This is a genomic window from Pseudomonas sp. GW821-FHT03C07, from assembly GCF_059420925.1.
The window spans coordinates 130264-155265 of the sequence record NZ_JBWKUQ010000013.1 but is presented as its reverse complement, the minus strand read 5'-3'; the positions used below and the strand labels follow the sequence as shown (position 1 = coordinate 155265).

Below are 25002 nucleotides of genomic sequence, written 5' to 3'. Positions count from 1 at the left end.
ACTGAGCCTTTTTCGAATAACGTTTTTTAAATAAGCCTTGGCTCGGAAAACGCTCGAGTGCCACGCCATGCAAAACTTGATTCACCGCCAGCGTGGCACGCTGCTGGGTGGTGTGGATGCGGCCTTACTCATCCTGCGCGGCATCAACGGGAATATCGAGGGTGAAGGTTGCGCCCTGTCCAGCCCCGTCGCTGTGCACAGCCAAGCTACCGCCCATTTCCTGCGCGGCTAGCGCGCAGCTGTGCAGGCCGAAACCGTGTCCGTTCTTACGCGTGGTGAAGCCATGCGAGAAAATGCGAGTCAGGTTTTCCGGCGTAATCCCGTCGCCGTTGTCGGCCACCGTGATGCGCAATACTGGCCCGTCGGCGAGGACGGCGCCGAGCGTGATACTCGGGCTGCGATCAACCACGCCGTCCAATGCCTGCTGGGCGTTGCGGATCAAGTTCAGCAGAATCTGCAGTATCCGATGCCGGTCCAGCGGCAGCAGGGGCAAGTCGGCAACGTCCTTGACCACCGTCACCTCGTGGCGCGCCAGTGATCCGGCATTCATGCGCAAGGCATCATCGATTAATTCCTCGACCGGCACTGTCTCGACGACATTGACGTTACCGGCATGGGACTGCTGGGCAGCGACGATGCTCTTGATATGGTTGATACCCTTGGTAAGCTGCTCCAGCTCTTCGATGATGCCCTGCTGCTCCGCCGTCACCACCACTGCCAGTCTGAGCAGGTATTCGGGCAACATCTTTCCTTTCTGGTCGCCGGTGAGAAAATCGCTCAGGTCATGGACGTGTTCGTTCATCAGATGAGCCACCCTGGTCAGTCCCTGCGTCTTGGAGGTGCGCATCTGGCTACTGATCACATCGGCCGAGACATTCACGCTGTTGAGCACGTTGCCGATGTTGTGCAGCACATTATTGGCGATCTCGGCCATGCCAGCCTGACGGGATTTTGCATGCAGTTCGGTTTGTATCTGGCTCATGCGTAGCGCCGCGCGTATGCGAGCCTTGAGCTCCAGCGGCGAGAACGGTTTGGCGATATAGTCGTCGGCGCCGCTCTCCAGCCCGGAGACGCTGGCCTCGCTGCCGCCGCGGGCGGTCAACAGGATCACGGGTAAATGGGCGAAACCGGCGCTGGACTTGATTCTGGCGGTCAGACCAAAGCCGTCGAGCTTCGGCATCATCACATCCGAGACGACGACATCGATGGAGCGACGCTGCAGGAGTGCCCAGGCCTGCTCTCCATCCGCCGCAGTGGTGACGACGTAGTCGTTGTGCAAAAGCTCGCTGAGGTAGCTGAGCATTTCCGGACTGTCGTCTACCAGCAGTACTCGGGATCGCAAGACCTGTTCCGGATGCTGCTCGTCGCCTGTAGCCTCGTCCGTCGAAGGTCGCTCGTTGCTACTGCCGGGGTGGCCGTCGTCGAAACGCAGGTGGCGTTGCTCGGTACTGCTCGTCGTGCTCGGTGACGATCGCTCGTGCAGATTGCCGGCTTCGGCCGGCACGGTGTTTTGCTCTGCCCCCAGCGGAAGTCGAACAAAGAAGCACGAACCCCGTCCAGGCTCGCTGTTGACGCCGACCTCACCGCCCATCAGTTCAGCCAGATCCTTGACCAGGGCGAGACCGATGCCTGTGCCGCTGTAGTGGCGCGTGGCCGAGTTGTCGATCTGGGAAAAACGCTGGAACAGCAGCGGTAGTTTGTCAGGCGCAATGCCAATGCCCGAGTCCTGCACCACGAGTTCAAAGCGCTCGCCATCGAGCGGGGTCACCACCAGGTGCACGGTGCCGCCAGCGGGCGTGAACTTGATGGCATTGCTCACCAGGTTGAGAAGAATCTTCTCGAAGTGCCGGGGGTCCAGGAACACCGTGCCGAGCGCGGGATCGATGTACCAGGTCAAGGTGCAGCCTTTGGCCTCGGCCACCATGGCGGCATCGTCGGCCAGCGCGCCAACCGTCTTGTTCAAGTCAACTGGCGCCGGACACAACTCAAACTTGCCCGCTTCGGCCTTGGAGAAGTCGAGAATGTCGTTCACTCGGTTCAGCAAGCGCAGCGCGTTACGCTGGACCCGGTCGAGTTGCGCATGCCAGTCCGTCGGCGGCGTGCTCGCCGCCGTGAGCTGCTCCAGGGGGGCGAGAATGAGGGTCAGGGGGGTACGCAGTTCGTGGCTGACCGTGGCGACGAAATCGCTCTTTGCCTGGTTCGCCGCCTCGGCCTGGTTGCGCGCCTGAATGAGTTCGACGGCCTGCGCCTCCAGTACCTCGGTCTGCTGGTGCAGCGTGTCGGTCCGTTCGGCGACCATTCTTTCCAAAGAGGCCTGGACCTGCTGTCGTTCGGCTTCGGCCTCGGCCTCCAGCACCCGGATACGCAGGGCATTCTCCTGGAACACCCGGACGGCGCGGGTCATGATCCCAATCTCGTCGCCGCGTTCGGCGCTGGCGATCTCGGCGTTCAGGTCGCCGGCTGCAAGCCGGCGCATGACCGAGGCCAGGACCACGATGGGTTGCGCGACAAACCGCGACGTGCTCCAGGCAATGGCGCCAGCCAGCAGGATGGCGACAGTGCCTGCGATCACCGTCGCCAGCATGCCGCGATCATTGTGGACCACTGCGTCGGAGCGCGCTTCGCCAGCGAAGCCCGCGACCAGTTGGCCGGCACTTCGTGCCTCGTTGCGCACCTGATCGCGCGCGGCGCTCAAAGAGTTGCTCGCCTGATGGAACTTGACGAATGCTGCCCGGTAGCCAGCAATCTGGTCGTAGACCGAGAGGGGCGCGGCTTGGGTTTGCAATCCTCCGGGCGAGGGGAGAACGCGGGAGAGACGGGAGAGCTCATCGAGGAGGTTGCCTACGGAGCCAGCGACCTCGGCCGATGGTGACAGGCGGAACGACAGGGTCTGCGCCTCCAGGGTGGCGACGCGCTCGGCGAAACGCTTGGACAACGCGGAGGCATTGTGCAGCAAACCGGTTGCGGCCTGAATGTCGTTTGCGTCATGGGCCACGTGCTGGCTCGCTTCGCCCACCCTCGCCTCGAGGCGCTCGAGCGTATCCCCGACAACGGCGAGATGCTGCAAGGTCTCGCTTCCCCGCAGCTTGGGTGCCTCGTCAAGGTGCTCGACCGCCAGCCTGGCCGCGGCGACCGCAGCGGCCAACTGGTCGAGGGTCTCTCCCGCCTGCGGCGCGTCCATCACCTCACGCAATTGCTCGACAACGGGCGGGAGAGCCGCGCAGGCGTCGCGCGCCCCGGTGGCGGCGGCCCCATCACCGGTCGCTAACACCTTGGCCACATTGGCAATGACAATCCGTTCGCCATTGCGCAGGATATCCAGGATGCGATGGGCGCTTTCGATGTTGCTCACCTGCGCCTCGTGGTCGGCAATGCGGGAGTCAAGCCCCTTCAGCCCATCGGCGATGCCCTGTTCGACGAGGATCGTCGCCTCTCGCATCCGGCCATAATGGTCGGTCATGTTCTCCGTTTCGCCATCCATGGTCAGGGTCGCCGCCCGCAAGGTGGCGATCGCTTCGGCAAGTCTCTCCAGGCTGCCCTTGAGCGATTCCGCCTCCGTCGCCGGAATGGTGGTGAGACCGGCGATCGCGGTCGCCACCATGGCTTCGGCCTGGGACAGGCTTTCCTGGTCACGGCTGGCGATAAAATTTTCCACCCGCCCGGTGGCCGCGTTGACCGAGACCAGGATCTCTGCGGAATGGCTGGCGGAATCCACCGCACGTTCCATGCCCCGCAACCCGTAGAGGTCCACCAGCGATACCGTCAGCATCAGGAACACCAGTGCGGCGACCGCCAGCCCGATCCTGACGGCAATAGGCCTGTCCCTGGCGGGTTTGAATGCCAACATGGAGCCTCGCCTCCTCACTCCCCGCTACGGCGTCGCAACCTTCGGCAGAGGCGGCGTATGGTTGATGGCGGCGTCGATCATCGCCACGACGGCGGCTTGGCTGTAGGAGGGATTGGCGGCGGCGCCCACCGGCATAGTGGCGAGCCAGGTATCCAGGTCTTTCGCATCGATGCGTACCAGCGGCACCTCGACGAACTTCGGCACCTGCTTGCCCGCCAGAATCTGCTGGGCTACCCAGAAACCCACCTGGGAGACGCTCGGGGAGGCAGAAACCGACACGGTCTCATAGCCATTGGCATCGCGTTCCTGTTTCCACAGGGCGAGTTCGTCCTGACGGTTGCCCATCACGATGATCGGCAAGGTGCGTCCCGCCGCCTTGAACGCCAGGGCCGCGCCATAACCGTCACCGCCCTGAGTAGCGACGGCATCGATGCTCGGCAGCGACGGCAGCGCCAGCGCCACCTCCTTGTGTGCGACGGAAGCAGTCCAGTTCCCGTACACGGTCTTGGCGAACTTCAGCCCCGGGTAGTCGCCAGCAGCCTTGTGAATACCGTCGCTGATGTTTTGATCGGTGGCATCGCCGGCAATACCGCGGATCTCCAGCAGCGTGCCGTTCCCCTTGAGGCGCTCGGCGATATAGTCCATTTCCACGCGGCCCATAGCGGACCAGTCGTAGTCCACCGTATAGACGCAGCGTTCGGTCACCAGGCTGGCCATGACGACCACCACGATGCCGGCGTTACAGGCATCCTGGATCACCCCATTGAGGGCGGTGTCGGATGCGGCCAGGATGACAATGGCGTTGACGCCCTGGACGATCAGATCCTGGATATGCGCCGCCTGTTCCGACGCCGAGTTGTTGGCGCTGACCACCGGTGCCTCCTGGATCAAGCCATCCTTTTTGGCCGTGGCCGCAACCTCCTGCCAGTTGCGCACCATCACCTTGCGAAAATCGCTGCCCGCGTAGGAGTTGCTGAAGGCGATGCGTTTGCTTGCGGTAGGGCCATTGGCGATGCCGCCGTCGGCAGCCTGGGCCGTAATGGCGACAACCATCGCCAGCCCGGTCAGGCCGCCGACGAAGCGACGCAAGATTTTCTCGATCGATTTAGCGTTCATGCTGTTCTCCATCGGGCTTGGGATTTACCACCGGCACCTGCCGGCAGCCTCGAGCGACTGCTGGATCCGGTTTGAAGCCGGTCGCTCTCGATCACTAGAGTTGCAGCGTCAGCGGGGGATCGCACGATGTGACTAACCATTACCATCAATAATGGTGCCGCCTGCTGGCCGGATCCCGGGAGGCGCTATCGATAAAGGCAATGGGGTATAGCTGGATATGAAGCGCTAAATACATACGGACTCCTTCCTGGACGGCCGACAACTGGAAAAAGTGCAGTGTTTACATTAGCGCTGAGCATAGTCTCAACGCTCCCGCCGCGTGGGAAAAATGACGTCAACCTGGATTCTTTCCGCAAATAGTCGATGGCCCGTGTACCGAAGTGCCTGGCGTTGAGCGACAGGAAGACGTGACTATTTTTCTCGCTGACTACCAGCGAATACGGGCTGACGCCGGGCAGCTCGATCCCGTCCGTGGCGGCCTCAAACGGAATCCTGGCCACGACCTTGTGGCCGGGCCCGATCGAAATCAGAGTCAGCAACGGCGACTCTAAACATCTTGAAATCCAAGAACATTTCGAGGGATATCCGTACTGACTCTGATTTCAAGCCAGTACTGGGCACTGAAAAGATCGGAATAATCAAGGGTAGCTCTAGGATGGCGTTAGCTACCTGGTGCGAACACGGCCACGCAACCATTGCAGCCACCGTCCTTGGCGTTGAGCGGCAGGAAGACGTGATTATTTTTTTCGCTGACTGCAACCGAATGCGGATTGCCGCCGGGCAGCTTTATACGTTGGACCAGGGTGTTGGATTTCGCATCGATGACACCGAGTTCCGGACCGTCCGGCATACCGCGCGAGGCGGTGTAATATTGCTTGAGTTTCGAATTGTAGGTGACCATGTCGGCGGAGCCGAGGCCTGGAATGACCTTGACCACCGAGCCGTCGGTTTTCATGACGACGAATACCGGCGGCAGACCGCTGTCCTTACTGCCGGCGTTGCAACCTAACAGCAGGTTTGCGCCAGGACCTTGCACCAGTCCGTTGGGATGGCAGTCACTCACCGGCAACAGTTTCTCGAGCTTGCCGCTGTCCGGGTTGATGACGGCGACGGCTCCCTTGGCCTTATCCTTCTTCAACTCTGGAATCGACACATAGAACCTTTTTGTCGCGGCATCGTAGACAGCCTGCTCGATCCCGTCGGTGGCGTCCTCGAAGGGAATCTTGGCCACGACTTTGTGGCCTGGCTTGGTTGAGATCAGTGTCAGGAACGGCGGCTCGTCGGCATTGTTGGCGACAATCACGACGTGGGCCTTCGGATCGTAGGCCATCTCGTCAACCCGGGCTTTTCCGCCGGTCGAAAGGGTATCGGTGACTTTTTTCGTCTTGAGGTCGATGATCTTCACCGTGCTGTCGCCGTCGCCGGCCCACACTTCGCCGCCAACGACAACGACGCCGTTCGGACCGGACACATCGTTGCTCTTTAATTGCCCCGCGAATCCGCCGGGCAAGCGGTCGACCATCTTGCCGCTGGCGCCATCGAACACGTCAACAGCCTTGTTGCTTCTATCGGCCAGATAGTAACGGTTGCTCGCCTGATCGACGTAGCTGATGTCGAAACCGTTGAGCGGTTCGCCCGGAACCACCAGTGTGCCGATCTGCTTCAGTTCAGCGGCACTGACTGAAGCAGCGAGGCTCATGACCAATATTGCAGTTGCGGAACCCAACAGTTTTCGCTGCACCATGTGTTTTCTCCTGAGGATCTTCGGGTACTGTTGTTTTTATTTGCATCCATAAACCGCCCCGAGCAACTGGGGCGCCTAACCCTTTCACATTCGTTCAGAGCGTCACAGCCTTGACCATCATTGTTACGTTTATGGCATTTTGATCTCAAACAAGGTGCCGGCCCGCCAGGCAACCTCGACCGCCGAGTCAATCTCGGCTATCAGTGTCCACAGTGTCAACATTGGAAATGCTCACGTGTGCAGATGATGCGATTTTTAGGAAACATTCCCACTTGCGGGATCTACGACACTCACTTAAATGGCTATTTTTACAAATACAGTTTCAGTACTCGCCACGCTGGTAAGCCTCAATTAGCTTTACTATTTCATCTCGTAAGCGCTCACTATCAAACTCGTACTCCAATCTGTCAGTATCAGGGGCATACATATCGACCGCACAAAATATGCTAGACAAACACCCACTTAAAACCGGGTCATCCTGCAAAATCACATCAGTATCCCTTTCGAGCCTCCACCGATCAATATAATCGTCACAAAACTGATCTGCTGACAGCTTTCCAGAAACAAAAGACTCTGCAAAAGCAAGAAGTTCAAAGCTCATCGCAACACTCCATTCCCAAGATAGTGTATCAACTGAGGCGTTTGCGGCTTCAAGTTAAACCCAGTAACAAATTCTCCAGCCTCGCTCATCACCACAGCATTATTTGTACCCGGATTAAAATACACCTTTGAACCTTTAAGAAAACCGTAAGTACCTTTCTGAACGGTTTCTGGCGCCCCCATATGCCGCCTAATACTCGCCTCATATACCTTAAGAGTCTGAGTATTCTTTTTAGTTGTCACAACACCAAAATCAACTGCATGTTTGAATTTTCGATCGAGTTGCCTTTGAGAAAATACCATGGGTACAACAGGCAGTGTTTTATCAAGCTTGCCAGGCTGTACCTTACTCGGGCGCTCAACCCCAACAATCTGCGCCCCAGCGCCCTTCCCGCCTTTTTGATTCTAGCGTTCTTGAGGCTTTAGCCGAGCCGCTTCAGCCCAGTGCCCAAACGTTGCGTCAATGCCAGGTTGCGCACCGACGCTGCGCCTTTCGCCGCCAAACCAGCACCACCGCTATGCATGACCAACAGCGCAATCAGCACAATCTCGAAAACTACCGCCCCCGTGAACTCAGCAATCTCTTCGCGGTTCTGGGCTTTCACATAATCGAGGACAAATCGCGCCAACAGGTCCCGACTCGGTCCGTCCTCCATCACGAAGCACGCCGTTTCGTAGCTTCCGGCCAGTTGCTCACGGGTGATCTTGCTTGGGTCGAAGCCCAGGGCCTCTACCAGTTCGCGATGCTGCTCCTGGGAAAAATTGTCGCGAAAGGAAGCGATCCAACTGCCGCCATTGGAGGCGTCGGCGTTCCAGGCGGCCACCACGACATTGGAAAAGGTCACAAACGAGTTGAGCAGATCACCCTATTCTTTGAGGCTTTTAGCCAGTCCCCAAGCACCATAAAGCGCGCCCTTGCCAATCGCCAGATGGGTATAATTCGTCAAAGCAGCTGTCCGTCCGAACTCACTTAGACTTTCAACCATAAAAACATAGCAGTCACCTCTCCCCTCACAAATTCATCAGCATCAAATTGAAACTAGGCTCCCGGGAAGAATATCAACTCCATCTTCGAGCTCACGATAATCAGCAGCGTAACTTACCCCGCCCGCATTAATTAGCAAAAACTCTAAACCGGCAGGCAATTTTACCCTATGAGGTTCAAACATGACCTCCGTTCCAAAGTAGCTCGCCACATGCAACCCCAAAGAAAGTTCATCAAACTCATCCACGCCCCCATTCCAACTCAAAAAAGCGGCCCTACGAAAACCTTCAGAATACTCAAAACAGTGCAGAAAAAAAATGCTTTTCTGATTGGGCCGTTCCATCGTACTCACGGCACAATTAAAGAAGTCATCAAAGCACTTTACAATACCAGACACATCAACATCTTTCTTGATCAGAACATTCAGCGTCTGTGTCACTTCAAACCTCCAGCATCCAACACATCAAACAATTTAGACATCACACTAGCCTCCTCAGCAGTCAGGCCACCGCTTCGAACCACGAACCCCATATAGTTCTCAGCACCCACACGCCCCTTCTTTTTGGCTTCCACCAAAACCTTATATTGTTGAGCGTTAAGGCTCATTGTTCCGGGCCCACTGATCGGATGGATTGAGTCCTTATGCCTTCCGTAAACTCGCCCTGAAGACGTCTTGAATGTTTCGCCGTTTCGAATGCTTTCTCCATTGAGATGAATCTCTTTCAAATCTCTGAGTACAATCTCACGAGGAACGGTATATATCGTGTTACCAGCAGCCTTTGCGCTTGACACCTTGTTCACGAAATGGCGCTGACTCAAGGTCAAATGCGACCAATCCTTCAGTACAGTAGCGACTAATGCCGCATTGGAAACTTCCTTCGGGCGCTCAACCTCGACAACCTGAGCCCCAGCGCCCTTCCCTTCTGCCCTTCCCGCCTTTTTGATTCTAGCGTTCTTGAGGCTTTGGCCGAGCCGTTTCAGCCCAGTGCCCAAACGTTGCGTCAATGCGAAGTTGCGCACCGGCGCCGTAGCTTTCGCCGCCACACCAGCAGCACCGCTATACATGACCAACAGCGCGATCAGCACAATCTCGAAAACTACCGCCCCCGTGAACTCAGCAATCTCTTCGCGGTTCTGGGCTTTCACATAATCGAGGACAAATCGCGCCAACAGGTCCCGACTCGGCCCGTCCTCCATCACGAAGCACGCCGTTTCGTAGCTTTCGGCCAGTTGCTCACGGGTGATCTTGCTTGGGTCGAAGCCCAGCGCCTCTACCAGTTCGCGATGCTGCTCCTGGGAAAAATTGTCGCGAAAGGAAGCGATCCAACTGCCGCCATTGGAGGCGTCAGCGTTCCAGGCGGCCACCACGACATTGGAAAAGGTAACGAAGGGGTTGAGCAGATCACCATATTCCTTGAGGCTTTTAACCAGTCCCCAAGCGCCATAAAGCGCCCCTTTGCCAATCGCCAGATGGGTATAGAACGCGTTGACGACAGCACTGCGGTCCTCCTGAATAGCCTCCAACGCTGCCGCTTCGGCACGCTCCGCATCAAGGATCGCCTCCAGCGCGCCCCGCACCTCGGCACGGCTGCGGACCACCAGTTCTTCAACGTCGACGTCCCCCAGCATCTGCGCCTGATAAGGCCCGTCGGGAATGCTGCCGACAAATCGGCTGTACTCATCCAACCGAGTCCGAATGGGATCGCCACTGGCCGGGGTAAGCACGCAAGGCAGATCACACCCCAGACCTTCGCCGTTATCCCAGACAAACTTCAAACCGACATGGCAGGTGCTCGGCGGAACCTCGCGCTCAATGGTCCGCTTTGCCTGGCTGTAGAAGTCGCCGTTATAGGCCGGCGGAGGCGTCGCGCGGCGCTCGGAATTGCGTGGAGGTAAAGGAATACACGGGCCGGGTGTGGGCGAATAATTGCCCCTGGAGTCGTAATGGCCCACGGTTAACGAGATCCCTGTTTCAACGGTCGTTCGCTCCTTCGAGAAGGACCGACAAAAACAGAAAACCCACTATCCGGCCCAGTCATCGAAGCTTACGGTCGAGGCCAAAAGGAAGTGACCGCATTGGATGCCAGACAACTCAACGCTATCTGTAGGACCTTGTCCGGCAACCCGATTCAACAAGCAGGCAACCCCACAGAGATACCGCTACAATCCCGCCGAGTGATTGCCCAAACGGCTCACTAACGTGCCAATTCCTGCTTTCCACCTCGCGGTGTTCCCTGGCACCCACCGCCGCCGCCCCGGGCTATTCCCGGTTGCTGGCTGAACAGGGTTGCCCGAACATGACACTGCTGCACATCCCCACCCTGCTGCTGGTCTCGGTCTTCATCTTCTGCCTGATGGGGCTGCTGAGCCTGCACGCCTGGATGCGCGAAACCCGCGAACGCTGCCTCGCCTACCTGGGCAGCATGATGTTGCTGGCGTCCCTCGGCATCCTGCTGGTGAGCTTGCGTGGCCTGGGCGTCGACTTTGTGCCGCTGGTGGTGGGCAACGTGGTCCTGTTGCTCAGCGCCGCCATGAACTGGACCGCCATGCGCGTGTTTGCCGGACGCTCGCCTTCAGTGCCGGGCATGCTCGCAGGCGCGACGACCTGGCTAACGTTGTGCCTGGTGCCAACCTTCTTCGAATCGCTGACATTGCGGGTAGCCGCCTACTCGGCGCTGGCAGCCGGCTACGGCGGGCTGACCCTGCTGGAATTCTGGCGTAGCCGGCACAGCCTCGAAGCGTCCTATCTGCCCGCGTTGACCCTGACGGCGCTGAATACCCTGTTCTACTGCGTGCGGATCTTTACCGATACCGGTATCGGCCTGGAGCAGGCACAAGCGGGTAGCGGCAAAGGTGTGCCGTTCTTCTCCTTCATGCTGTTCGAATCCATGGTCTACATAGTTGGAATCGGCTACGTGACCCTGGCCATGGTCAAGGAGCGTGCCGAACGTCAGCTCAAGGCCGCGGCCTACAGCGATCCGCTGACCGGCATCGGCAACCGGCGGTCATTCATGCTCAAGAGTGAAAAACTGCTGGCCGACTGCGAACGTCGCGCAGTGGCGGCAGCGCTCCTGCTCTGCGACCTGGATCACTTCAAGCGCCTGAACGACACCTTCGGCCATGCCGTGGGTGATCAGGCACTGATCGCCTTCGGCCGGGTCACGACACAGATCCTCCGTCCGGCAGATGTATTCGGGCGCATTGGCGGCGAAGAGTTTGCCTGTGTGCTGGGCGATAGCGATGAAACCAGCGCGCTGGAAGTGGCTGAGCGTATTCGCGCCGCGTTTGCCGGGCTGACGCTGCTGGAGCCCGGCTTTCTCGGCGTGAGTATCGGCCTGGTGACCACCGGGGAATCGGGGTACGAGCTTTCGCGATTGCTGTCGGTGGCGGATGAGGCGCTCTATGGCGCCAAAGGGAAAGGTCGCAATCGGGTGGAGGTGGCTGGAAAGCTGGCCGATCTGACCCAGGCCGCCCCTCCCGCCACCTGAAACCCTCACCTGGCGCTCGGGATGCGCAAAGTGGCTGATCCCCCCTAATGCCGAACCACCCAGGATGCGTCCGTCGGAGTGTCACTGGCAGTACTGGAATCCAGCGCATCCAGGTCCACACCGGTGGCATCAGGCAGGCAGAGCGCGGCGATAAAGCCGATGGCGTAAGAACCAATGGCGAACAAGCCCATGGCGATACCGAGGGGCATGTGACCCGAGGCGAAACCGACAGCCGCCGGCATGATCGAACCAAATCCACGTCCGAAGCTGGTGCAGAACCCGGCGCCGTTGGCGCGAATCCGGGTGGGGTACAGTTCCGAAAACGCCAGCGGCAAGCCTGACGCCAACCCACCTTGAAACGCCCCCAACAGCAGCCCGAGGCCGAGCAGGACCGACAGGTCGATGTGGGCGAACATATAGATCGAGACGACGATCGCCTGGCAGACGAGGAACAGCATGAAGGTTTTGCCACGGCCGATCTTGTCGCTGATCAAGCCGTAAATGAACGGCCCCAGCAACGAACCCACGATATTCACCGCCAGATAACCTGAGGTCGAGGCGATGGGCAGGCCTAATGTCATGCGCATGTAGGTCGGCAACCAGGTGATCATGATGTAGGCACCACCGAAAATACCGCTCGCCAACACCGTGCTGATCAACGTCACGCGGCGATGTTCCGCGGTAAAGATGCTACGAATATCCATTTTTCTGTGCTGGCTGCTCACCTTGGCGAACGTGTCGGACTCCGGCACCAGACGACGGATGAACCAGACCAGCAACGCCGGCAACAGCCCGATCGCGAAAAAAGCCCGCCAGGCGATGTCTTCAGGCAGAAAGTAGAAGACCACCGGCATGGCGGCCAGCGAGATGGCATAACCGAGGGCATAACCACTCTGGACCGATGCCGCGACACGGCCACGCAAGGCGGGTTTAATCGCCTCGCTGATCAACACCGCGCCCACCACCGCTTCGCCGCCGTAGCCGACTCCCTGCAGAAACCGCACCGGCAGGAATGCCCAGAAGCTGCTGCAAAACGCTGCCATGAAGGTAAAGGTCGCGACCCACAAAACCGTGCCTTGCATCACCTTGATCCGGCCGTAGCGGTCAGCCAGCATCCCCGCCCCCCAGCCGCCGACCGCGCTGCCAATCAGCGCCACGGAACCGAGCATGCCCGCATCGGATTTGCTCAGACTCAGCACCGTCAGCAGGACGGGCATCATCAAGGCGTAGATGGTCGAGTCCATGGAGTCGAGGGTAAAGCCACCGAAGCATGCCCAATAGGTACGCCTCTCTTTCGGGGTCAAATCCGAATACCAGCCTAATCGCATACATCACCTGTGTTGTTTTTATAGGGTGTAAATCTTCCACTCATCCTAACTGCCACAGGCGATTCGCTCGGCTCGAAAAACTTAACGACGTATCGCTTTTATTTATATCTATTTATCCAGTGGTCAACATGAACGGTCGCACTTCAATCGACCGACGTGCCGTTCCATACGGCGCGAGGTATGCAAACCTGACCGTCAAATAACAGCCGCGCGGTACGCAATAGTCCGCAACGGGTAACGGCACCGTTCTCCAGGGTCAAGGCCACCGTGAACTCGCCAATGGGATGTTCCACCGACACCTGGATAGGCTCGTCCGTGGCCAGCCGTGCCAGCCCCTGGGCGACAGAACCTTCAATCAGGCAGGCGGAAGCGACACTCACCGCGGCGAAGACCCCGATGGAGGCATGGCAGCGATGAGGAATAAACGTGCGACTGCTGATTGCGCCGCCGGCGACAGGCGCGGCGATCAGGCACATCTTGGGCACGCTGCGATGGCTGACGTCCCCCAGATTCATCAACGGCCCCGCCTGCAGGCGAATGGACTCAATCGACAGCTTGAGCGCCTCGTCCGCCTCCAATTGCTCGCGAGGCTCGTATCCGGTGAGCCCCAGGTCGGCCGCACGGATCAGAACCACCGGCATGCCGTTGTCGATGCAGGTCACCTCAACACCGTCGAAGCGATCCAGCGCCTGCCCTGTAGGCAATAACGCCCCGCAACTGGCGCCCGCGATATCGTCGAACTCCACCACGATCGGTGCTGCCGTACCGGGCACGCCGTCGATGTGAACCTGACCGTCGTAGCGAACTTCACCGCCGGGAGTCTGGACCACCACCGTGGCGGTTTGCCCGGTGTTTTCCATATAAATCCGCACACGGGTGACGTCGCCCGTCACCTTGACCAGCCCCCGCTCCAGGGCGAAAGGACCGACCCCGGCCAGGATATTGCCGCAATTCTGACCGTAGTCGACCCGCGGCAGGCCCACCTCGACCTGGGCGAACAAATAGTCGACGTCGACGTTCGCCCGCGTGGAGCGCGCGATGATCGCCACTTTGCTGCTCAGGCTGTCCGCGCCGCCCATGCCATCGATTTGCCGGGCATCAGGGGAACCCATGGCCGCCAACAACACCTGATCGAGCAGACCTCGCTCCGAGGGCAGATCCTCCCTCAGGAAATACGCGCCTTTAGAGGTGCCACCGCGCATCATCAAGCAAGGTATGCGGGTCTGGGCCATGTTCAGTCTTCCAGTTGATCAAGACTCTCAAGGTATATCAGGCCCTTCTGCGCCAAGCGAGGACGCATGTCATAGATGTCCAGGCCCAACTCACCGTTGGCCAGTCGCAAGCGCTTTTGCTCCTCCAGCTCGGCGCGTTTACGGCTGCTGGCGATAACGGCCGGCAGCGCCTCGCGACGAACAATCACCACACCATCATCGTCAGCCAGGACGACATCGCCGGGATTGACCAACTGACCGGCGCACACCACGGGGATATTCACCGAACCGAGGGTTTCCTTGATCGTGCCTTGGGCATGCACAGCCCTGGACCATACCGCGAAACCCATCTCACGCAGGGTCCTGGTGTCGCGAACACCGGCTTCCAGCACCAGGCCGCGGACGCCACGGGCCTGCAATGAAGTGGCGAGCAAATCGCCGAAATAGCCATCGCTGCACGGCGAGCTCGGCGCAACCACCAGGATGTCACCGGGCTGGCATTGCTCGACCGCGACGTGAAACATCCAGTTATCGCCCGGGGCGACCAACACCGTGATGGCGGAGCCGCTGATGCAGCAGTCCTGCTGGATCGGCCGAATGAACGGCGCCAGCAGGCCCTTGCGCCCCTGGGCTTCATGAACCGTGGCGACACCGTAGCGCTGGAGCTCATCAATCAACGCCGCATCGGCCCGAGGTATGTTGCGGACCACGACACCGGTTCTGCCGATTGCGTTCATCCCAGATTCTCCGTCACCCGCGGGAAGAGGCTCTGGTAGCCCTCGGCATAGACGATATCCTTGCTCGCGGTGATGCCGATATTGCGCTTGGCCTGCACGCCGCGCTGCTGGGCGACACGCGTGTAGTATTCCCAGAGATGTTCCTGGCCGGCCATGCACTGAATGGCGGCGTACTTCTTGTCCCAGACGTCGGTGATGTTCAACAACACATCCGGCTTCCAGTCACATTGTTCGGGCTGATGCGGTTCGAAGCTGTACACCGGCGGCGCGCCGACGATTTTCTCGCCCGGTTTGTAGCCTTCTGCCTGGGCAATGATTCGGGCTTCCTGAGTCAGGTTCATCGCCAGCGGGTGGTCGTAGTTATACGGGTCTTTCAGGGAATGGCTGAGGACGAACTCCGGCTGGACCCGACGAAACACATCGGCCAGGCGAAACAGGGTTTCCTTATCCGCGCGCATCGGATAATCGCCGATATCAAAAAACTCGATCGTCGCGCCAAGAATGTCAGCGGCGGCCTGGGCCTCTTCACGGCGCGCGGCCTTGACCTTGTCTTCGTTCATTTCGCCCTTTCGCCAGAGCTTGGCCGACTCACCCCGTTCGCCAAATGAAAGGCAGACGATATGCACCTGGTAACCCTGACTGGCGTGCAACGCGATCGAACCGCCCGCCCGCCAGACGAAGTCGGCGGAGTGGGCGCTCACCACAAGGGCGGTTTTTGCGACAGTGGTCGTCATGTTGGATAGGACTCGCGGTTTTATTTATACCGATGCTGGCATGGATATCCGTGGGCGAGTCATGCGTTCAATTGTTCCTGATATACTTTTTATTTATCGGCTCTTGATGAACGGTCGTCAGCCGCAGCGGGAGAGCAGTTGAATGTCATCGCCTGAACTAGCGCATCTGATGCAAATCCGCGCCTTTGTCAGGGTTGCCGAACACGGCAGCGTGTCAAAGGCAGCCGAGGTGTTGCTGCGTGCGCAATCCGTGGTGACCCGCTCGATTCGCGACCTTGAGCTGCGCTTGGACAATCCGCTGTTCGAACGGCACGCCAGCGGCATGTTGCTGACACCCTATGGCAAATGCATCCTGGCCAGAGCCCGGCGCATCCTGGCTGAGCTGGAGGGCATTCCGGCGTTGCTTGGACAGCCATCGCAACCTTTCCATGAGCCGCTTTATTTGCTGAACACCCGCCGCTTGGAGGTGTTCGTAAAACTCTGCGAAACCCAGCACATGCAGACCGTCGCCAACGCCTTTCAATTAACTCAGCCCGCGATCAGCGCCGCATTGAAGGTGCTTGAGGGAGGCACCGGGAAAGTGCTTTTCGAACGCACCGCCCGCGGGTTGATGCCCACCCGCGCCAGCAGCGAAATCCTCTATCCGATTCGCCGGGCACTCAACGAGCTGCGCCATCTGGATGCCGACATCGCGGCCCTCAAGGGATCGTTGCAAGGCGTCGTCCGCGTAGGCGCGCTGCCGCTGGGGCGCACGCGGATATTGCCGGAAGCGATCGTGCGCTTGCTGGCCGAGCACCCTGGCGTGCAGGTTTCGACCAATGAAAGCCCGTTCAACCTGCTGGCGCTGGAACTGCGCGCCGGCGACCTCGACTTTGTATTCGGTGCTCTGCGTTCCGCCGACTATGCCAGCGACCTGTATGGCGAGGAGTTGTTGACCGAGGCCATGGTGATTCTGGTGCGGCGCGACCATCCCCTGCTGGGCCGAGCGGTGACGCCTGAGGATCTGGCCCAGGCCCGGTGGATTTTGCCCCGGGCCAATAGCCCCGCCCGGAGGCTGCTGGATGCGCATTTCAACCAGATAGACAGCCAGGCCCCGCTGCCCATGGTAGAAACCGGCGACCTGGCGATCATCCGCGGCTTGCTGATGCGTTCGGACATGTTGGCGGTGGTGTCTGAACACCAGCTGGAGCACGAAATCGCCTCGGGGGATTTTCAACAATTACCGGTGCCGCTGGGCGACACCGGGCGACCGATAGGGCTGATCTACCGGACCAACGGTCTCAACTCGCCGGCGGCCGAAGCGCTGATCAAGCATATTCGGGCGGTTGTCACACAGGGGAGTCCGTAGTTCGCTCTTTACCACCATGGGGCAACTGCCCCACCGGACAATCAGCCACCCCCACCGTGCGCCGGGTAATGCCCTCCACATTCTCCCGGGCCTTCTCTGCATCCAGAACCCAGGTGCGATAGAACTCGAACGGGCAGTCGGCGATGCCCTTGTCGCCATCGCCGGAATCGTAGATGCCGGTATAACCACGGTGCAGCAGCTTGAACAGATGGTTCTGCGACTGATCGTTGGCCCGTGCATCGCGGATCTGCGAGATCGACAGTTGGGCGTACTGGATGCCCATTTCCTCCTCGCCACACTCGCCCAGGGTGCGGCCGTCGAAACCGATGATCGCCGAGTGCCCGAAATACGAATACACCCCATCGAAACCGGCGGCGTTGGCCACCGCGACATAGCAGTTATTGGCCCAGGCCATGCTCTTGGACATCTGCACCTGCTGCTCCTTGGCCGGGTACATATAGCCCTGGCAGCGGACGATCAGCTCCGCGCCCTTCATCGCACAATCGCGCCAGATCTCCGGATAGTTGCCGTCGTCGCAGATGATCAGGCTGATCTTCATGCCCTTGGGGCCATCGCAGACATAGGTGCGATCACCGGGGTACCAACCCTCGATGGGACACCAGGGGATGCACTTGCGATAACGCTGGACGATCTGCCCCTGATTGTCGATCAGCACCAGGGTGTTATAGGGCGCCTTGTGCGGGTGTTCCTCGTGGCGCTCGCCGGTCAGGGAAAACACACCCCAGGTATTGGCCTCGCGACAGGCCGCGGAGAAGATCGCGGTTTCTTCACCAGGAATCGTCGCGGCGGTAGCCATCATTTCATCATGGTCATAGAGGATGCCCATGGTGCTGTACTCGGGGAACACCACCAGGTCCATGCCCGGCAACCCCTGCTTCATGCCCTTGATCACCTCGGCGATCTTGCGGGCATTGTCGATGACCTCGGCCTTGCTGTGCAGGCGCGGCATCTTGTAGTTCACGACAGCAACACCGACGGTGTCCGGGCTGCTGGAAATATCACCATGGCGCATGAAGAAAACCTCTGTCAGTGGCTGATCATCCAGGGCCGTGGCCCGGTTTTGCTCTTGAGTCCCAGGGGGTTGGCCTTGCTCGGCGCCACCGGTTTGCTCGGCGCGCAACAACCGCAGCCTGCGGGATGGCGCCGTTGCTGGTACTCGGCAATGGTCTGCGGTGCATGAGCGCTACGCTCGTTGGTCGCGATGGCCTGGCGCTGACTGCTGGACAGGCAGTTCAAGGCCGGCGCCGAGAGCTGCAAGCCACCGCCCGCACCACCGCAATAGGGGCACTGGCAAGGTTCATGGCGCTGGTTCATGGGTCGCAGCATGGTGAAGGTGCCGCAGGCCTGGCACGGGTATTCGTAGGTCGGCATGGTGTGTCCTCCCGGAATGTCGATGGCGCCTTACAGATCGTGGGCGATGGGCAGGTCGATGCTGCCGTCCAGGTGCTTGATCGGGCCGTTGGCGTTGGGGTTGATATCGAAGTCGAAGATCTCGGTCGGTAGCCACAAGGTCGCGCAGGCATTGGGGATATCCACCACACCGCTGATATGGCCCTGCACCGGTGCCGATCCCAGCAGGGCATAACCCTGGGCCGGGGAGTAGCCGAACTTGGTCAGGTAGTTGATCGCATTGAGACAGGCCTGGCGGTAGGCGATGTTGACGTCGAGGTAGTGCTGCTGGCCGCTCTCGTCCACCGAGATGCCTTCGAAGATCAGGTAGTTCTTGTAGTTCGGGGTGATCGGGCTTGGCTTGAATACCGGGTTCTTGATCCCGTACTTGGCCATGCCGCCCTTGATTAGTTCGACCTTCATGTGCACCCAGCCGGCCATCTCGATGGCGCCGCAAAAGGTGATCTCGCCGTCGCCCTGGCTGAAGTGCAGATCGCCCACCGACAAGCCGGCGCCGTTGACGTAGACCGGGAAGAAAATCTTCGAGCCGCGGGACAGGTCCTTGATATCGCAGTTACCGCCATGCTCACGTGGCGGCACGGTGCGGGCGCCGGTGGCGGCGGCGTCATCGCGGGCCTGGCCCTTGAGTCGGCCCATGTGCGCGGTGGCGGCCAGCGGCGCGTTGGCCAGGGGCGGCACGCGGGTCGGGTTGGTGTCGATCAGTTCCTGCTCGCGACGGTTCCAGTCGGCGAGCATCAGCGGATCCGGCAGGCAACCGATCAGGCCAGGGTGGATCAAGCCGGCGAAGTTGACCCCGGGGATGTGCCGCGAACGGGTGAACATGCCTTTGAAATCCCAGATGGCTTTCTGTGCACTGGGGAAGTGATCGGTGAGGAAGCCGCCGCCGTTCTGGCGGGAAAAGAAACCGTTGAAGCCCCATTGGGACTCGACCTTGGCGCCGATGTCCAGCAGGTCGACTACCAGCAGGTCGCCTGGTTCGGCGCCGTGCACACCGACCGGGCCGGAGAGGTAGTGCACGGTGGAGAGGTCGATATCGCGTACGTCGGAAGCGTCATCGTTGTTCTTGATCGCCCCGGCGGTCCAGTCGTAGGTTTCGAGAATGAAGTCATCTCCCGGTTTGACCCAGCAGGCCATCGGGATGTCTGGATGCCAGCGGTTGTGAATCTGTTCGTTCTCGGTGGCGGGCTGGTTGAGGTCGACTTTGATCAAGGTATCGGTCATGGCAAAGCTCCTGGACAGTAGGGATGTACAGCGTTGCTGGCAGTCTCGAATGGCGGCGCGAATCGGCCAATACGTCGGATGACGTAGCGCCCTGTGGGAGCCCGGCTTGCCGGCGATGGCGATTTCAAGGGCGCTATCGCCGGCAAGCCGGGCTCCTACAGGACGGTGGTGTCTAGACGGAGAGGTAACGGCTGATGGTCGCTTCGTCGACCTTGTCGCGGGTCTCCTCGATGACGAAGCGCCCCTTCTCGATCACCAGGAAGCGGTCGGCGATCTCCAGAGTGAACGACAGCACCTGCTCCGAAACCACGATGGTCAGGTCGCGCAAATTGCGGATTTCCTTCAGGGTCCGAGCGATGTCCTTGATGATCGACGGCTGGATGCCCTCGGTGGGCTCATCCAGCAGCAGCACCTTGGGATTGGTCGCCAACGCCCGGGCAATCGCCAGTTGCTGCTGTTGTCCGCCCGAGAGGTTGCCGCCCTTGCGCGAGCGCATGTCGTGGAGCACCGGGAACAATGCATAGAGGTCTTCCGGCACCTGGCCCCGGGCCGAGGCCGGCAAGCCAGTCTGGATATTCTCCAGCACCGTCATGCTGGGAAAGATCATCCGCCCCTGGGGCACATAGGCGATGCCATGCTCGACCCGCTCGTGGGTCTCGAGCTTCGACACCTCTCGCCCATCGACACTGACCTGCCCGCCCCACTGCGGAAGAATGCCCATCAGGCTCTTGAACAGCGTGGTCTTGCCCATGCCGTTGCGCCCCATCACGGCGACGATTTCCTGCTTGGCCACGGCCAGGTCGAGGTCGTGGAGGATCTGGCTCTGGCCGTAGCCACAGGACAGCTTGTTGACGTTGAACATGCCTGCTTCCTCAATGGCCCAGATAGACTTCGATGACTTTCGGGTTGTTCTGCACCGACTCCATGCTGCCCTCGGCCAGCACCTTGCCCTGGTGCAACACGGTGACCTTGTGGGCGATGCTCTTGACGAACTCCATGTCGTGCTCGATCACCAGCACCGAACGGCCCTGGCTGATGCGCTTGAGCAACTCGGCGGTCTGCACCCGCTCGTTGACGCTCATCCCGGCGACCGGTTCGTCGAGCATCAACAGGTCAGGGTTCTGCATCAGCAGCATGCCGATCTCCAGCCACTGCTTCTGCCCGTGGGAAAGCAGGTCGGCCTGTTGCTCCAGCAGGTCGCCGAGAAAGATCTCCCGGGCCACCTCTTCCACCCGGGCAATCACCGCGGCGCTACGCTTGAAGAACAACGCACTGAACACCTTGCGCCCGGCCGGATAGGACATCTCCAGGTTCTCGAACACCGTGAGGTTTTCGTAGATCGACGGGTTCTGGAATTTGCGCCCAACGCCTGCGCGGACGATGTTGTACTCGTGCATCCGGGTCAGCTCTTTCCCGTCGAACTGGATGCTGCCGCTGGTGGCGCGGGTCTTGCCGCAGATCAGGTCGAGCACCGTGGTCTTGCCGGCGCCATTGGGTCCGATCACCACCCGCACTTCATTGCGATCGATATACAGGTTGAGGTTGTCCACCGCCTTGAAACCGTCGAAGGACACCGTCAGCCCCTCGATGGCCAATACCGGTTTGTTCATCTGAAAACCGATGGCGGTCATGGCTGTGTCTCCAGAGAAGGACGTTCAGGAGCTGGAGCTTTCGGCTCGACACGCACGGCCTGCGGCAAGGACGCAGCCACCAGTTGTGAGCGAGGAGAACGCCGCAGCAATCGAGCAAGAGCCTGGCGACCATGACTGTCCCAAAGCCCGGCCAGCCCATTAGGGAAGTACATGACCACGGCAATGAACAGCCCGCCCATCAGGTACAACCACAGTTCGGGAAAGGACTCGGAGAAATAGGTCTTGCCGTAGTTCACCAGCAGGGCCCCATACACCGCACCGAGCAACGACATACGCCCGCCGACCGCGGTAAAGATCACCATCTCGATGGACGGCACGATGCCGACGAACGTGGGCGACATAAAGCCCACCTGCAAAGCGAACATCGCGCCGCCAATCGCCGAGAACCCGGCGGCGATGCAAAACACGAATATCTTGAAAGTGGCCACGTCATAACCGGAGAAGCGCACCCGCTCCTCCTTGTCGCGCATCGCCATCAGCAGCCGTCCAAGCTTGGAAGCCAGGACAAAACGGCCGATAAAAATGCAGCCGAACAGCAGCGCCGCATTGATGAAATACAGCAGCAGCTTGGCGTTGTCGGTGCGCAGGTCCCAACCGAGCAAAGTCTTCAGATCGGTGATGCCATTGACCCCACCGCTCAGTCCCTGCTGCCCGACAATCAGCACCGTGAGAATCAGCGCGATGGCCTGGGTGACGATAGAGAAATACACATCCCCGACCCGCCGCTTGAACAGCGCCACGCCGATGATAAAAGCCAGCAGCACCGGCACCAGGATCACCGCCAGCAGCGTGAAGCTGAAACTGTGGAACGGCACCCAGAGCCACGGCAGTTCGGTGATCTGGTTCCAGTCCATAAAGTCCGGAATGCCCGGCGTGGTCTGGATCTTGGTGCTGACCGGATCGGAGGCTTCCAGCTTGAGAAACATCGCCATGCAGTAGCCGCCAACACCGAAAAACACTCCCTGCCCGAGACTGAGAATGCCGCCATAACCCCAGCACAACACCAGGCCAACGGCGACGAAGGCGTAGGTCAGGTACTTGCCGACCATGTTCAGGCGGAAAGCATCCAGGGTCAGTGGGAACACCACGAAAATCAGCAGCGCCAACAGCGCCACGCCGAGCAGGTTCGGCTTGCCCGCCAGCATCTTGTCTAGAACGTTCATCGGCTCGCCTCTACTTGCGCACTTTGATGGAGAACAGCCCTTGGGGGCGCAGCATCAGGATCAGGATGACCCCGGACAGGGTCAGCACCTTGGCCATCGAGCCACTGAGAAAAAACTCCGAGATCGATTGGGTCTGGGCAATCACGAACGCCGACGCGATGGTGCCGAACAGGCTTTGCGCACCACCGAAGACCACCACCAGGAAGGTGTCGACGATGTACTGCGAGCCGGCGGTGGGCCCGGTGGAACCGATGGTGGTGAAGGCCGCGCCGGCCACCCCGGCCACCCCGCAACCCAGGGCAAAAGTCATGCGGTCGACCTTGCGGGTATTGATGCCCACGGCCCGGCTCATCAACCGGTTCTGCACCGTGGCCCGCACATGCAGGCCCCAGCGCGAGCGGTAGAGCAGGACAAAAATCCCCGCCGTCAGCAACAAGGTCAGGGCCATCATGAACAGGCCGTTGCGCGGGATCTCGATGGCGTCCGTGAGGTTGAACGAGCCCATCAGCCACTCCGGTGGCGTGGCACTGACTTCACGGGCGCCGAACACCGAACGGAAGGTCTGCTGCATGACCAGGGACAGCCCCCAGGTGGCCAGCAGCGTGTCCAGCGGGCGTTTGTAAAGGCGGCTGATCATCGCCCACTCCACCAGCCAGCCGATGGCGCCGGCGATCAGAAACGACAGGGCGATGGCGAAGAAAAAATAGTAGGGCTGGAACACCGGGGCGAAATGGCTGGTCAGGCTCGAACAGACATAGGTGGTGTAGGCACCGATGGTGAGGAACTCGCCGTGGGCCATATTGATGACCCCCATTTGCCCGAAGATGATCGCCAGCCCCAATGCCATCAACAGCAGCACGCAGAACACGGACAAACCGTTGAACCCCTGCATGGCCGCGATGGCACCAAATTCCGATAGCCATTCCATGATGATGGTCTCCTGCTGGGAGGGTGGAAGTAAAAAAACCGCATCTCCGGCAAGCCAGGCGCGTGCAGATACCGTCTTGGTCGTTAACCGCAATGACGACCAAGGCGGTCCCTGTAGGAGCCAGCTTGCTGGCGATAGCGATCGAACGTTATTGGTAACCTTTAGGGAACGGATTCGGCTCGATCAGACCGGACTCGTACACCACCTTGAACTGACCATTGGGCTGTACTTCACCGATGCGGGTCTTACTCCACAGGTGATGGTTGTCGTGCACTTTCACATAGCCTTCAGGCGCGGTTTTCAGCTCGATACCCGGCGAGGCCGCGACCACTTTGTCGACATCGAAACTGCCGGCCTTCTCCACCGCCGCTTTCCACAACCACGGGCCGAGATAGGCCGCCTGAGTCACGTCGCCGATCACCGCGTCCTTGCCATACTTGGCCTTGAAGGCCTCGACGAAGGCCTTGTTGTTCGGGTTGTCCAGGCTCTGGAAGTACTTCATCGAGGCATAGAAACCGGCCATGTTTTCGCCACCGATGCCCAGCAGTTCGTCTTCGGTCACCGACAGGGTGAGCAAGGTCTGCTTGGAAGAGTTGACGCCCGCCGCATTCAGTTGCTTGTAGAAGGCCACGTTGGAACCACCGACCACGGCGGCGAACACCACATCAGGTTTCTTCAGCTTGACCTTGTTGATCAGCGAGCCGAACTGGGTGTTGCCCAGCGGGTAGTAGTCTTCACCGACCACGGTGCCGTGGAGCACGTTTTCAATGTGCTTGCGCGCGATCTTCATCGAGGTGCGCGGCCAGATGTAATCCGAACCCACCAGATAGAAGGTCTTGGCGCCCTTGGTCTTGGCGATCCAGTCGAGGCTGGCGAGGATTTGCTGGGTGGCTTCCTGGCCGGTGTAGATCACGTTCTTCGACTGCTCCAGCCCTTCATAGAAAGTCGGGTAGTAGAGCAGGCCGTTTTCCTTCTCGAAGATCGGCAACACGGCCTTGCGCGAGGCCGAGGTCCAGCAGCCGAACACCGTCGCCACCTTGTCGTTGACCAGCAGCTTCTTGGCCTTCTCGGCAAAGGTCGGCCAGTCGGAGGCGCCGTCTTCCTGGATCACCTTGATCTGCCGGCCGAGGATGCCGCCCGAGGCGTTGATCTGCTCGATGGCCAGGCGTTCGGCCTGGATCGAACCAGTTTCGGAAATCGCCATGGTGCCGGTGGCCGAGTGCAACTGGCCGACGGTAACTTCAGTCGGGGTCACGGCCAGGCCGGTGCTGTTGGCCTCGTCCGCCATGACCCCCTGGCTGAATACACTGGCGGCCAGTAACGACAGGGCCGCCGCTCCCAGCGCCAGACGGCGCGGCAACAGACCTTGGGTGCGGATCAATCGTGGTTCCATGCTGCTACTCCTCTGCGGTGGCGCTGCGGGTTCGCCTCGGGGGCGGCCAGCAACGGTGATGGCATCAGCATGGCGG

General features: G+C 59.9%; 22 protein-coding genes. 2 read left to right on the top strand and 20 right to left on the bottom strand.

The window, feature by feature from the left end; all coding sequences use genetic code 11:
- Nucleotides 1-124 precede the first annotated feature (124 nt).
- The 8 genes from AC07VG_RS23195 to AC07VG_RS23160 form a co-directional block, all read right to left on the bottom strand.
- Nucleotides 125-3847: an ATP-binding protein gene (locus tag AC07VG_RS23195; RefSeq protein WP_495021946.1), complete on the bottom strand. Its 3723-nt coding sequence runs from the start codon at nucleotides 3845-3847 to the stop codon at nucleotides 125-127.
- 24 nt (nucleotides 3848-3871) lie between these two features.
- On the bottom strand, nucleotides 3872-4963 hold the full coding sequence (locus AC07VG_RS23190; protein ID WP_495021945.1) for an ABC transporter substrate-binding protein: 1092 nt from the start codon (nucleotides 4961-4963) through the stop codon (nucleotides 3872-3874).
- Between the two features lie 661 nt (nucleotides 4964-5624).
- A complete protein-coding gene (locus AC07VG_RS23185; protein WP_495021944.1) occupies nucleotides 5625-6707 on the bottom strand; it encodes a YncE family protein in 1083 nt (360 codons plus the stop codon).
- A gap of 322 nt (nucleotides 6708-7029) precedes the next feature.
- On the bottom strand, nucleotides 7030-7308 hold the full coding sequence (locus AC07VG_RS23180; protein WP_495021943.1) for a colicin immunity domain-containing protein: 279 nt from the start codon (nucleotides 7306-7308) through the stop codon (nucleotides 7030-7032).
- Nucleotides 7305-7610 carry a colicin D domain-containing protein gene (locus tag AC07VG_RS23175; RefSeq protein ID WP_495021942.1) on the bottom strand — a complete coding sequence of 102 codons (306 nt, stop codon included), beginning with the start codon at nucleotides 7608-7610 and terminating at the stop codon, nucleotides 7305-7307. The genes AC07VG_RS23180 and AC07VG_RS23175 overlap by 4 nt, the downstream gene beginning before the upstream one ends.
- A gap of 119 nt (nucleotides 7611-7729) precedes the next feature.
- Nucleotides 7730-8152 (bottom strand): hypothetical protein, encoded by a 423-nt coding sequence (locus AC07VG_RS23170; protein WP_495021941.1) that lies wholly within the window; start codon nucleotides 8150-8152, stop codon nucleotides 7730-7732.
- Nucleotides 8153-8335: 183 nt separating this feature from the next.
- Nucleotides 8336-8731: a hypothetical protein gene (locus AC07VG_RS23165; RefSeq protein WP_495021940.1), complete on the bottom strand. Its 396-nt coding sequence runs from the start codon at nucleotides 8729-8731 to the stop codon at nucleotides 8336-8338.
- Nucleotides 8728-10245: a polymorphic toxin type 24 domain-containing protein gene (locus AC07VG_RS23160; RefSeq protein ID WP_495021939.1), complete on the bottom strand. Its 1518-nt coding sequence runs from the start codon at nucleotides 10243-10245 to the stop codon at nucleotides 8728-8730. Before AC07VG_RS23160 ends, AC07VG_RS23165 begins: the two co-directional genes overlap by 4 nt.
- A gap of 344 nt (nucleotides 10246-10589) precedes the next feature.
- Here AC07VG_RS23160 and AC07VG_RS23155 point away from each other — a divergent pair, with 344 nt between their 5' ends.
- The gene (locus tag AC07VG_RS23155; protein WP_495004252.1) at nucleotides 10590-11780 is read left to right on the top strand and encodes a GGDEF domain-containing protein; all 1191 of its coding nucleotides are present in this window, start codon (nucleotides 10590-10592) and stop codon (nucleotides 11778-11780) included.
- Nucleotides 11781-11824: 44 nt separating this feature from the next.
- On the opposite strand, the gene AC07VG_RS23150 is transcribed toward AC07VG_RS23155, so the two are convergent.
- From AC07VG_RS23150 to galB, 4 genes are all read right to left on the bottom strand, one after another.
- A complete protein-coding gene (locus AC07VG_RS23150) occupies nucleotides 11825-13084 on the bottom strand; it encodes an MFS transporter (protein WP_495004251.1) in 1260 nt (419 codons plus the stop codon).
- A 167-nt stretch (nucleotides 13085-13251) separates the two neighbouring features.
- Nucleotides 13252-14340: a 4-oxalomesaconate tautomerase gene (locus tag AC07VG_RS23145; RefSeq protein ID WP_495004250.1), complete on the bottom strand. Its 1089-nt coding sequence runs from the start codon at nucleotides 14338-14340 to the stop codon at nucleotides 13252-13254.
- 2 nt (nucleotides 14341-14342) lie between these two features.
- Nucleotides 14343-15056 (bottom strand): 4-carboxy-4-hydroxy-2-oxoadipate aldolase/oxaloacetate decarboxylase, encoded by a 714-nt coding sequence (locus AC07VG_RS23140; protein WP_495021938.1) that lies wholly within the window; start codon nucleotides 15054-15056, stop codon nucleotides 14343-14345.
- Entirely contained in the window at nucleotides 15053-15790 is a 738-nt protein-coding gene (galB, locus tag AC07VG_RS23135) for a 4-oxalmesaconate hydratase (RefSeq protein WP_495004248.1), read from the bottom strand. The genes AC07VG_RS23140 and galB overlap by 4 nt, the downstream gene beginning before the upstream one ends.
- Before the next feature lie 142 nt (nucleotides 15791-15932).
- Between galB and AC07VG_RS23130 the strand changes: the two genes are divergently transcribed.
- Nucleotides 15933-17138: a LysR substrate-binding domain-containing protein gene (locus AC07VG_RS23130; protein ID WP_495021937.1), complete on the top strand. Its 1206-nt coding sequence runs from the start codon at nucleotides 15933-15935 to the stop codon at nucleotides 17136-17138.
- On the opposite strand, the gene AC07VG_RS23125 is transcribed toward AC07VG_RS23130, so the two are convergent.
- The 8 genes from AC07VG_RS23125 to urtA form a co-directional block, all read right to left on the bottom strand.
- Complete coding sequence (locus AC07VG_RS23125) at nucleotides 17119-18171, bottom strand: aliphatic amidase (RefSeq protein ID WP_495021936.1); 1053 nt, start codon at nucleotides 18169-18171, stop codon at nucleotides 17119-17121. The two genes, AC07VG_RS23130 and AC07VG_RS23125, sit on opposite strands and share 20 nt — an antisense overlap.
- 14 nt (nucleotides 18172-18185) lie before the next feature.
- Nucleotides 18186-18530, bottom strand: a complete 345-nt coding sequence (locus AC07VG_RS23120) for an FmdB family zinc ribbon protein (RefSeq protein WP_495004245.1) — start codon at nucleotides 18528-18530, stop codon at nucleotides 18186-18188.
- A 30-nt stretch (nucleotides 18531-18560) separates the two neighbouring features.
- The gene (gene fmdA, locus AC07VG_RS23115; protein ID WP_495021935.1) at nucleotides 18561-19790 is read right to left on the bottom strand and encodes a formamidase; all 1230 of its coding nucleotides are present in this window, start codon (nucleotides 19788-19790) and stop codon (nucleotides 18561-18563) included.
- Nucleotides 19791-19962: 172 nt separating this feature from the next.
- Nucleotides 19963-20652 carry an urea ABC transporter ATP-binding subunit UrtE gene (gene urtE / locus AC07VG_RS23110; protein ID WP_495003144.1) on the bottom strand — a complete coding sequence of 230 codons (690 nt, stop codon included), beginning with the start codon at nucleotides 20650-20652 and terminating at the stop codon, nucleotides 19963-19965.
- Nucleotides 20653-20662: 10 nt separating this feature from the next.
- On the bottom strand, nucleotides 20663-21421 hold the full coding sequence (gene urtD, locus AC07VG_RS23105) for an urea ABC transporter ATP-binding protein UrtD (protein WP_152742110.1): 759 nt from the start codon (nucleotides 21419-21421) through the stop codon (nucleotides 20663-20665).
- On the bottom strand, nucleotides 21418-22605 hold the full coding sequence (urtC, locus tag AC07VG_RS23100) for an urea ABC transporter permease subunit UrtC (protein ID WP_495003143.1): 1188 nt from the start codon (nucleotides 22603-22605) through the stop codon (nucleotides 21418-21420). The genes urtD and urtC overlap by 4 nt, the downstream gene beginning before the upstream one ends.
- A 10-nt stretch (nucleotides 22606-22615) precedes the next feature.
- Complete coding sequence (urtB, locus tag AC07VG_RS23095) at nucleotides 22616-23533, bottom strand: urea ABC transporter permease subunit UrtB (protein ID WP_495021934.1); 918 nt, start codon at nucleotides 23531-23533, stop codon at nucleotides 22616-22618.
- Nucleotides 23534-23681: 148 nt separating this feature from the next.
- Complete coding sequence (gene urtA, locus AC07VG_RS23090; protein WP_495021933.1) at nucleotides 23682-24926, bottom strand: urea ABC transporter substrate-binding protein; 1245 nt, start codon at nucleotides 24924-24926, stop codon at nucleotides 23682-23684.
- Nucleotides 24927-25002: the final 76 nt, after the last annotated feature.

Excerpts from the sequence above, each read along its gene's own strand:
- AC07VG_RS23195 (WP_495021946.1), bottom strand. The coding sequence starts at position 3,847 with ATGTTGGCATTCAAACCCGCCAGGGACAGGCCTATTGCCGTCAGGATC.
- AC07VG_RS23190 (WP_495021945.1), bottom strand. The coding sequence starts at position 4,963 with ATGAACGCTAAATCGATCGAGAAAATCTTGCGTCGCTTCGTCGGCGGC.
- AC07VG_RS23185 (WP_495021944.1), bottom strand. The coding sequence starts at position 6,707 with ATGGTGCAGCGAAAACTGTTGGGTTCCGCAACTGCAATATTGGTCATG.
- AC07VG_RS23180 (WP_495021943.1), bottom strand. The coding sequence starts at position 7,308 with ATGAGCTTTGAACTTCTTGCTTTTGCAGAGTCTTTTGTTTCTGGAAAG.
- AC07VG_RS23175 (WP_495021942.1), bottom strand. The coding sequence starts at position 7,610 with ATGGTATTTTCTCAAAGGCAACTCGATCGAAAATTCAAACATGCAGTT.
- AC07VG_RS23155 (WP_495004252.1), top strand. The coding sequence starts at position 10,590 with ATGACACTGCTGCACATCCCCACCCTGCTGCTGGTCTCGGTCTTCATC.
- AC07VG_RS23145 (WP_495004250.1), bottom strand. The coding sequence starts at position 14,340 with ATGGCCCAGACCCGCATACCTTGCTTGATGATGCGCGGTGGCACCTCT.
- AC07VG_RS23140 (WP_495021938.1), bottom strand. The coding sequence starts at position 15,056 with ATGAACGCAATCGGCAGAACCGGTGTCGTGGTCCGCAACATACCTCGG.
- galB (WP_495004248.1), bottom strand. The coding sequence starts at position 15,790 with ATGACGACCACTGTCGCAAAAACCGCCCTTGTGGTGAGCGCCCACTCC.
- AC07VG_RS23130 (WP_495021937.1), top strand. The coding sequence starts at position 15,933 with ATGTCATCGCCTGAACTAGCGCATCTGATGCAAATCCGCGCCTTTGTC.
- AC07VG_RS23125 (WP_495021936.1), bottom strand. The coding sequence starts at position 18,171 with ATGCGCCATGGTGATATTTCCAGCAGCCCGGACACCGTCGGTGTTGCT.
- AC07VG_RS23120 (WP_495004245.1), bottom strand. The coding sequence starts at position 18,530 with ATGCCGACCTACGAATACCCGTGCCAGGCCTGCGGCACCTTCACCATG.
- fmdA (WP_495021935.1), bottom strand. The coding sequence starts at position 19,790 with ATGACCGATACCTTGATCAAAGTCGACCTCAACCAGCCCGCCACCGAG.
- urtE (WP_495003144.1), bottom strand. The coding sequence starts at position 20,652 with ATGTTCAACGTCAACAAGCTGTCCTGTGGCTACGGCCAGAGCCAGATC.
- urtD (WP_152742110.1), bottom strand. The coding sequence starts at position 21,421 with ATGACCGCCATCGGTTTTCAGATGAACAAACCGGTATTGGCCATCGAG.
- urtC (WP_495003143.1), bottom strand. The coding sequence starts at position 22,605 with ATGAACGTTCTAGACAAGATGCTGGCGGGCAAGCCGAACCTGCTCGGC.
- urtB (WP_495021934.1), bottom strand. The coding sequence starts at position 23,533 with ATGGAATGGCTATCGGAATTTGGTGCCATCGCGGCCATGCAGGGGTTC.
- urtA (WP_495021933.1), bottom strand. The coding sequence starts at position 24,926 with ATGGAACCACGATTGATCCGCACCCAAGGTCTGTTGCCGCGCCGTCTG.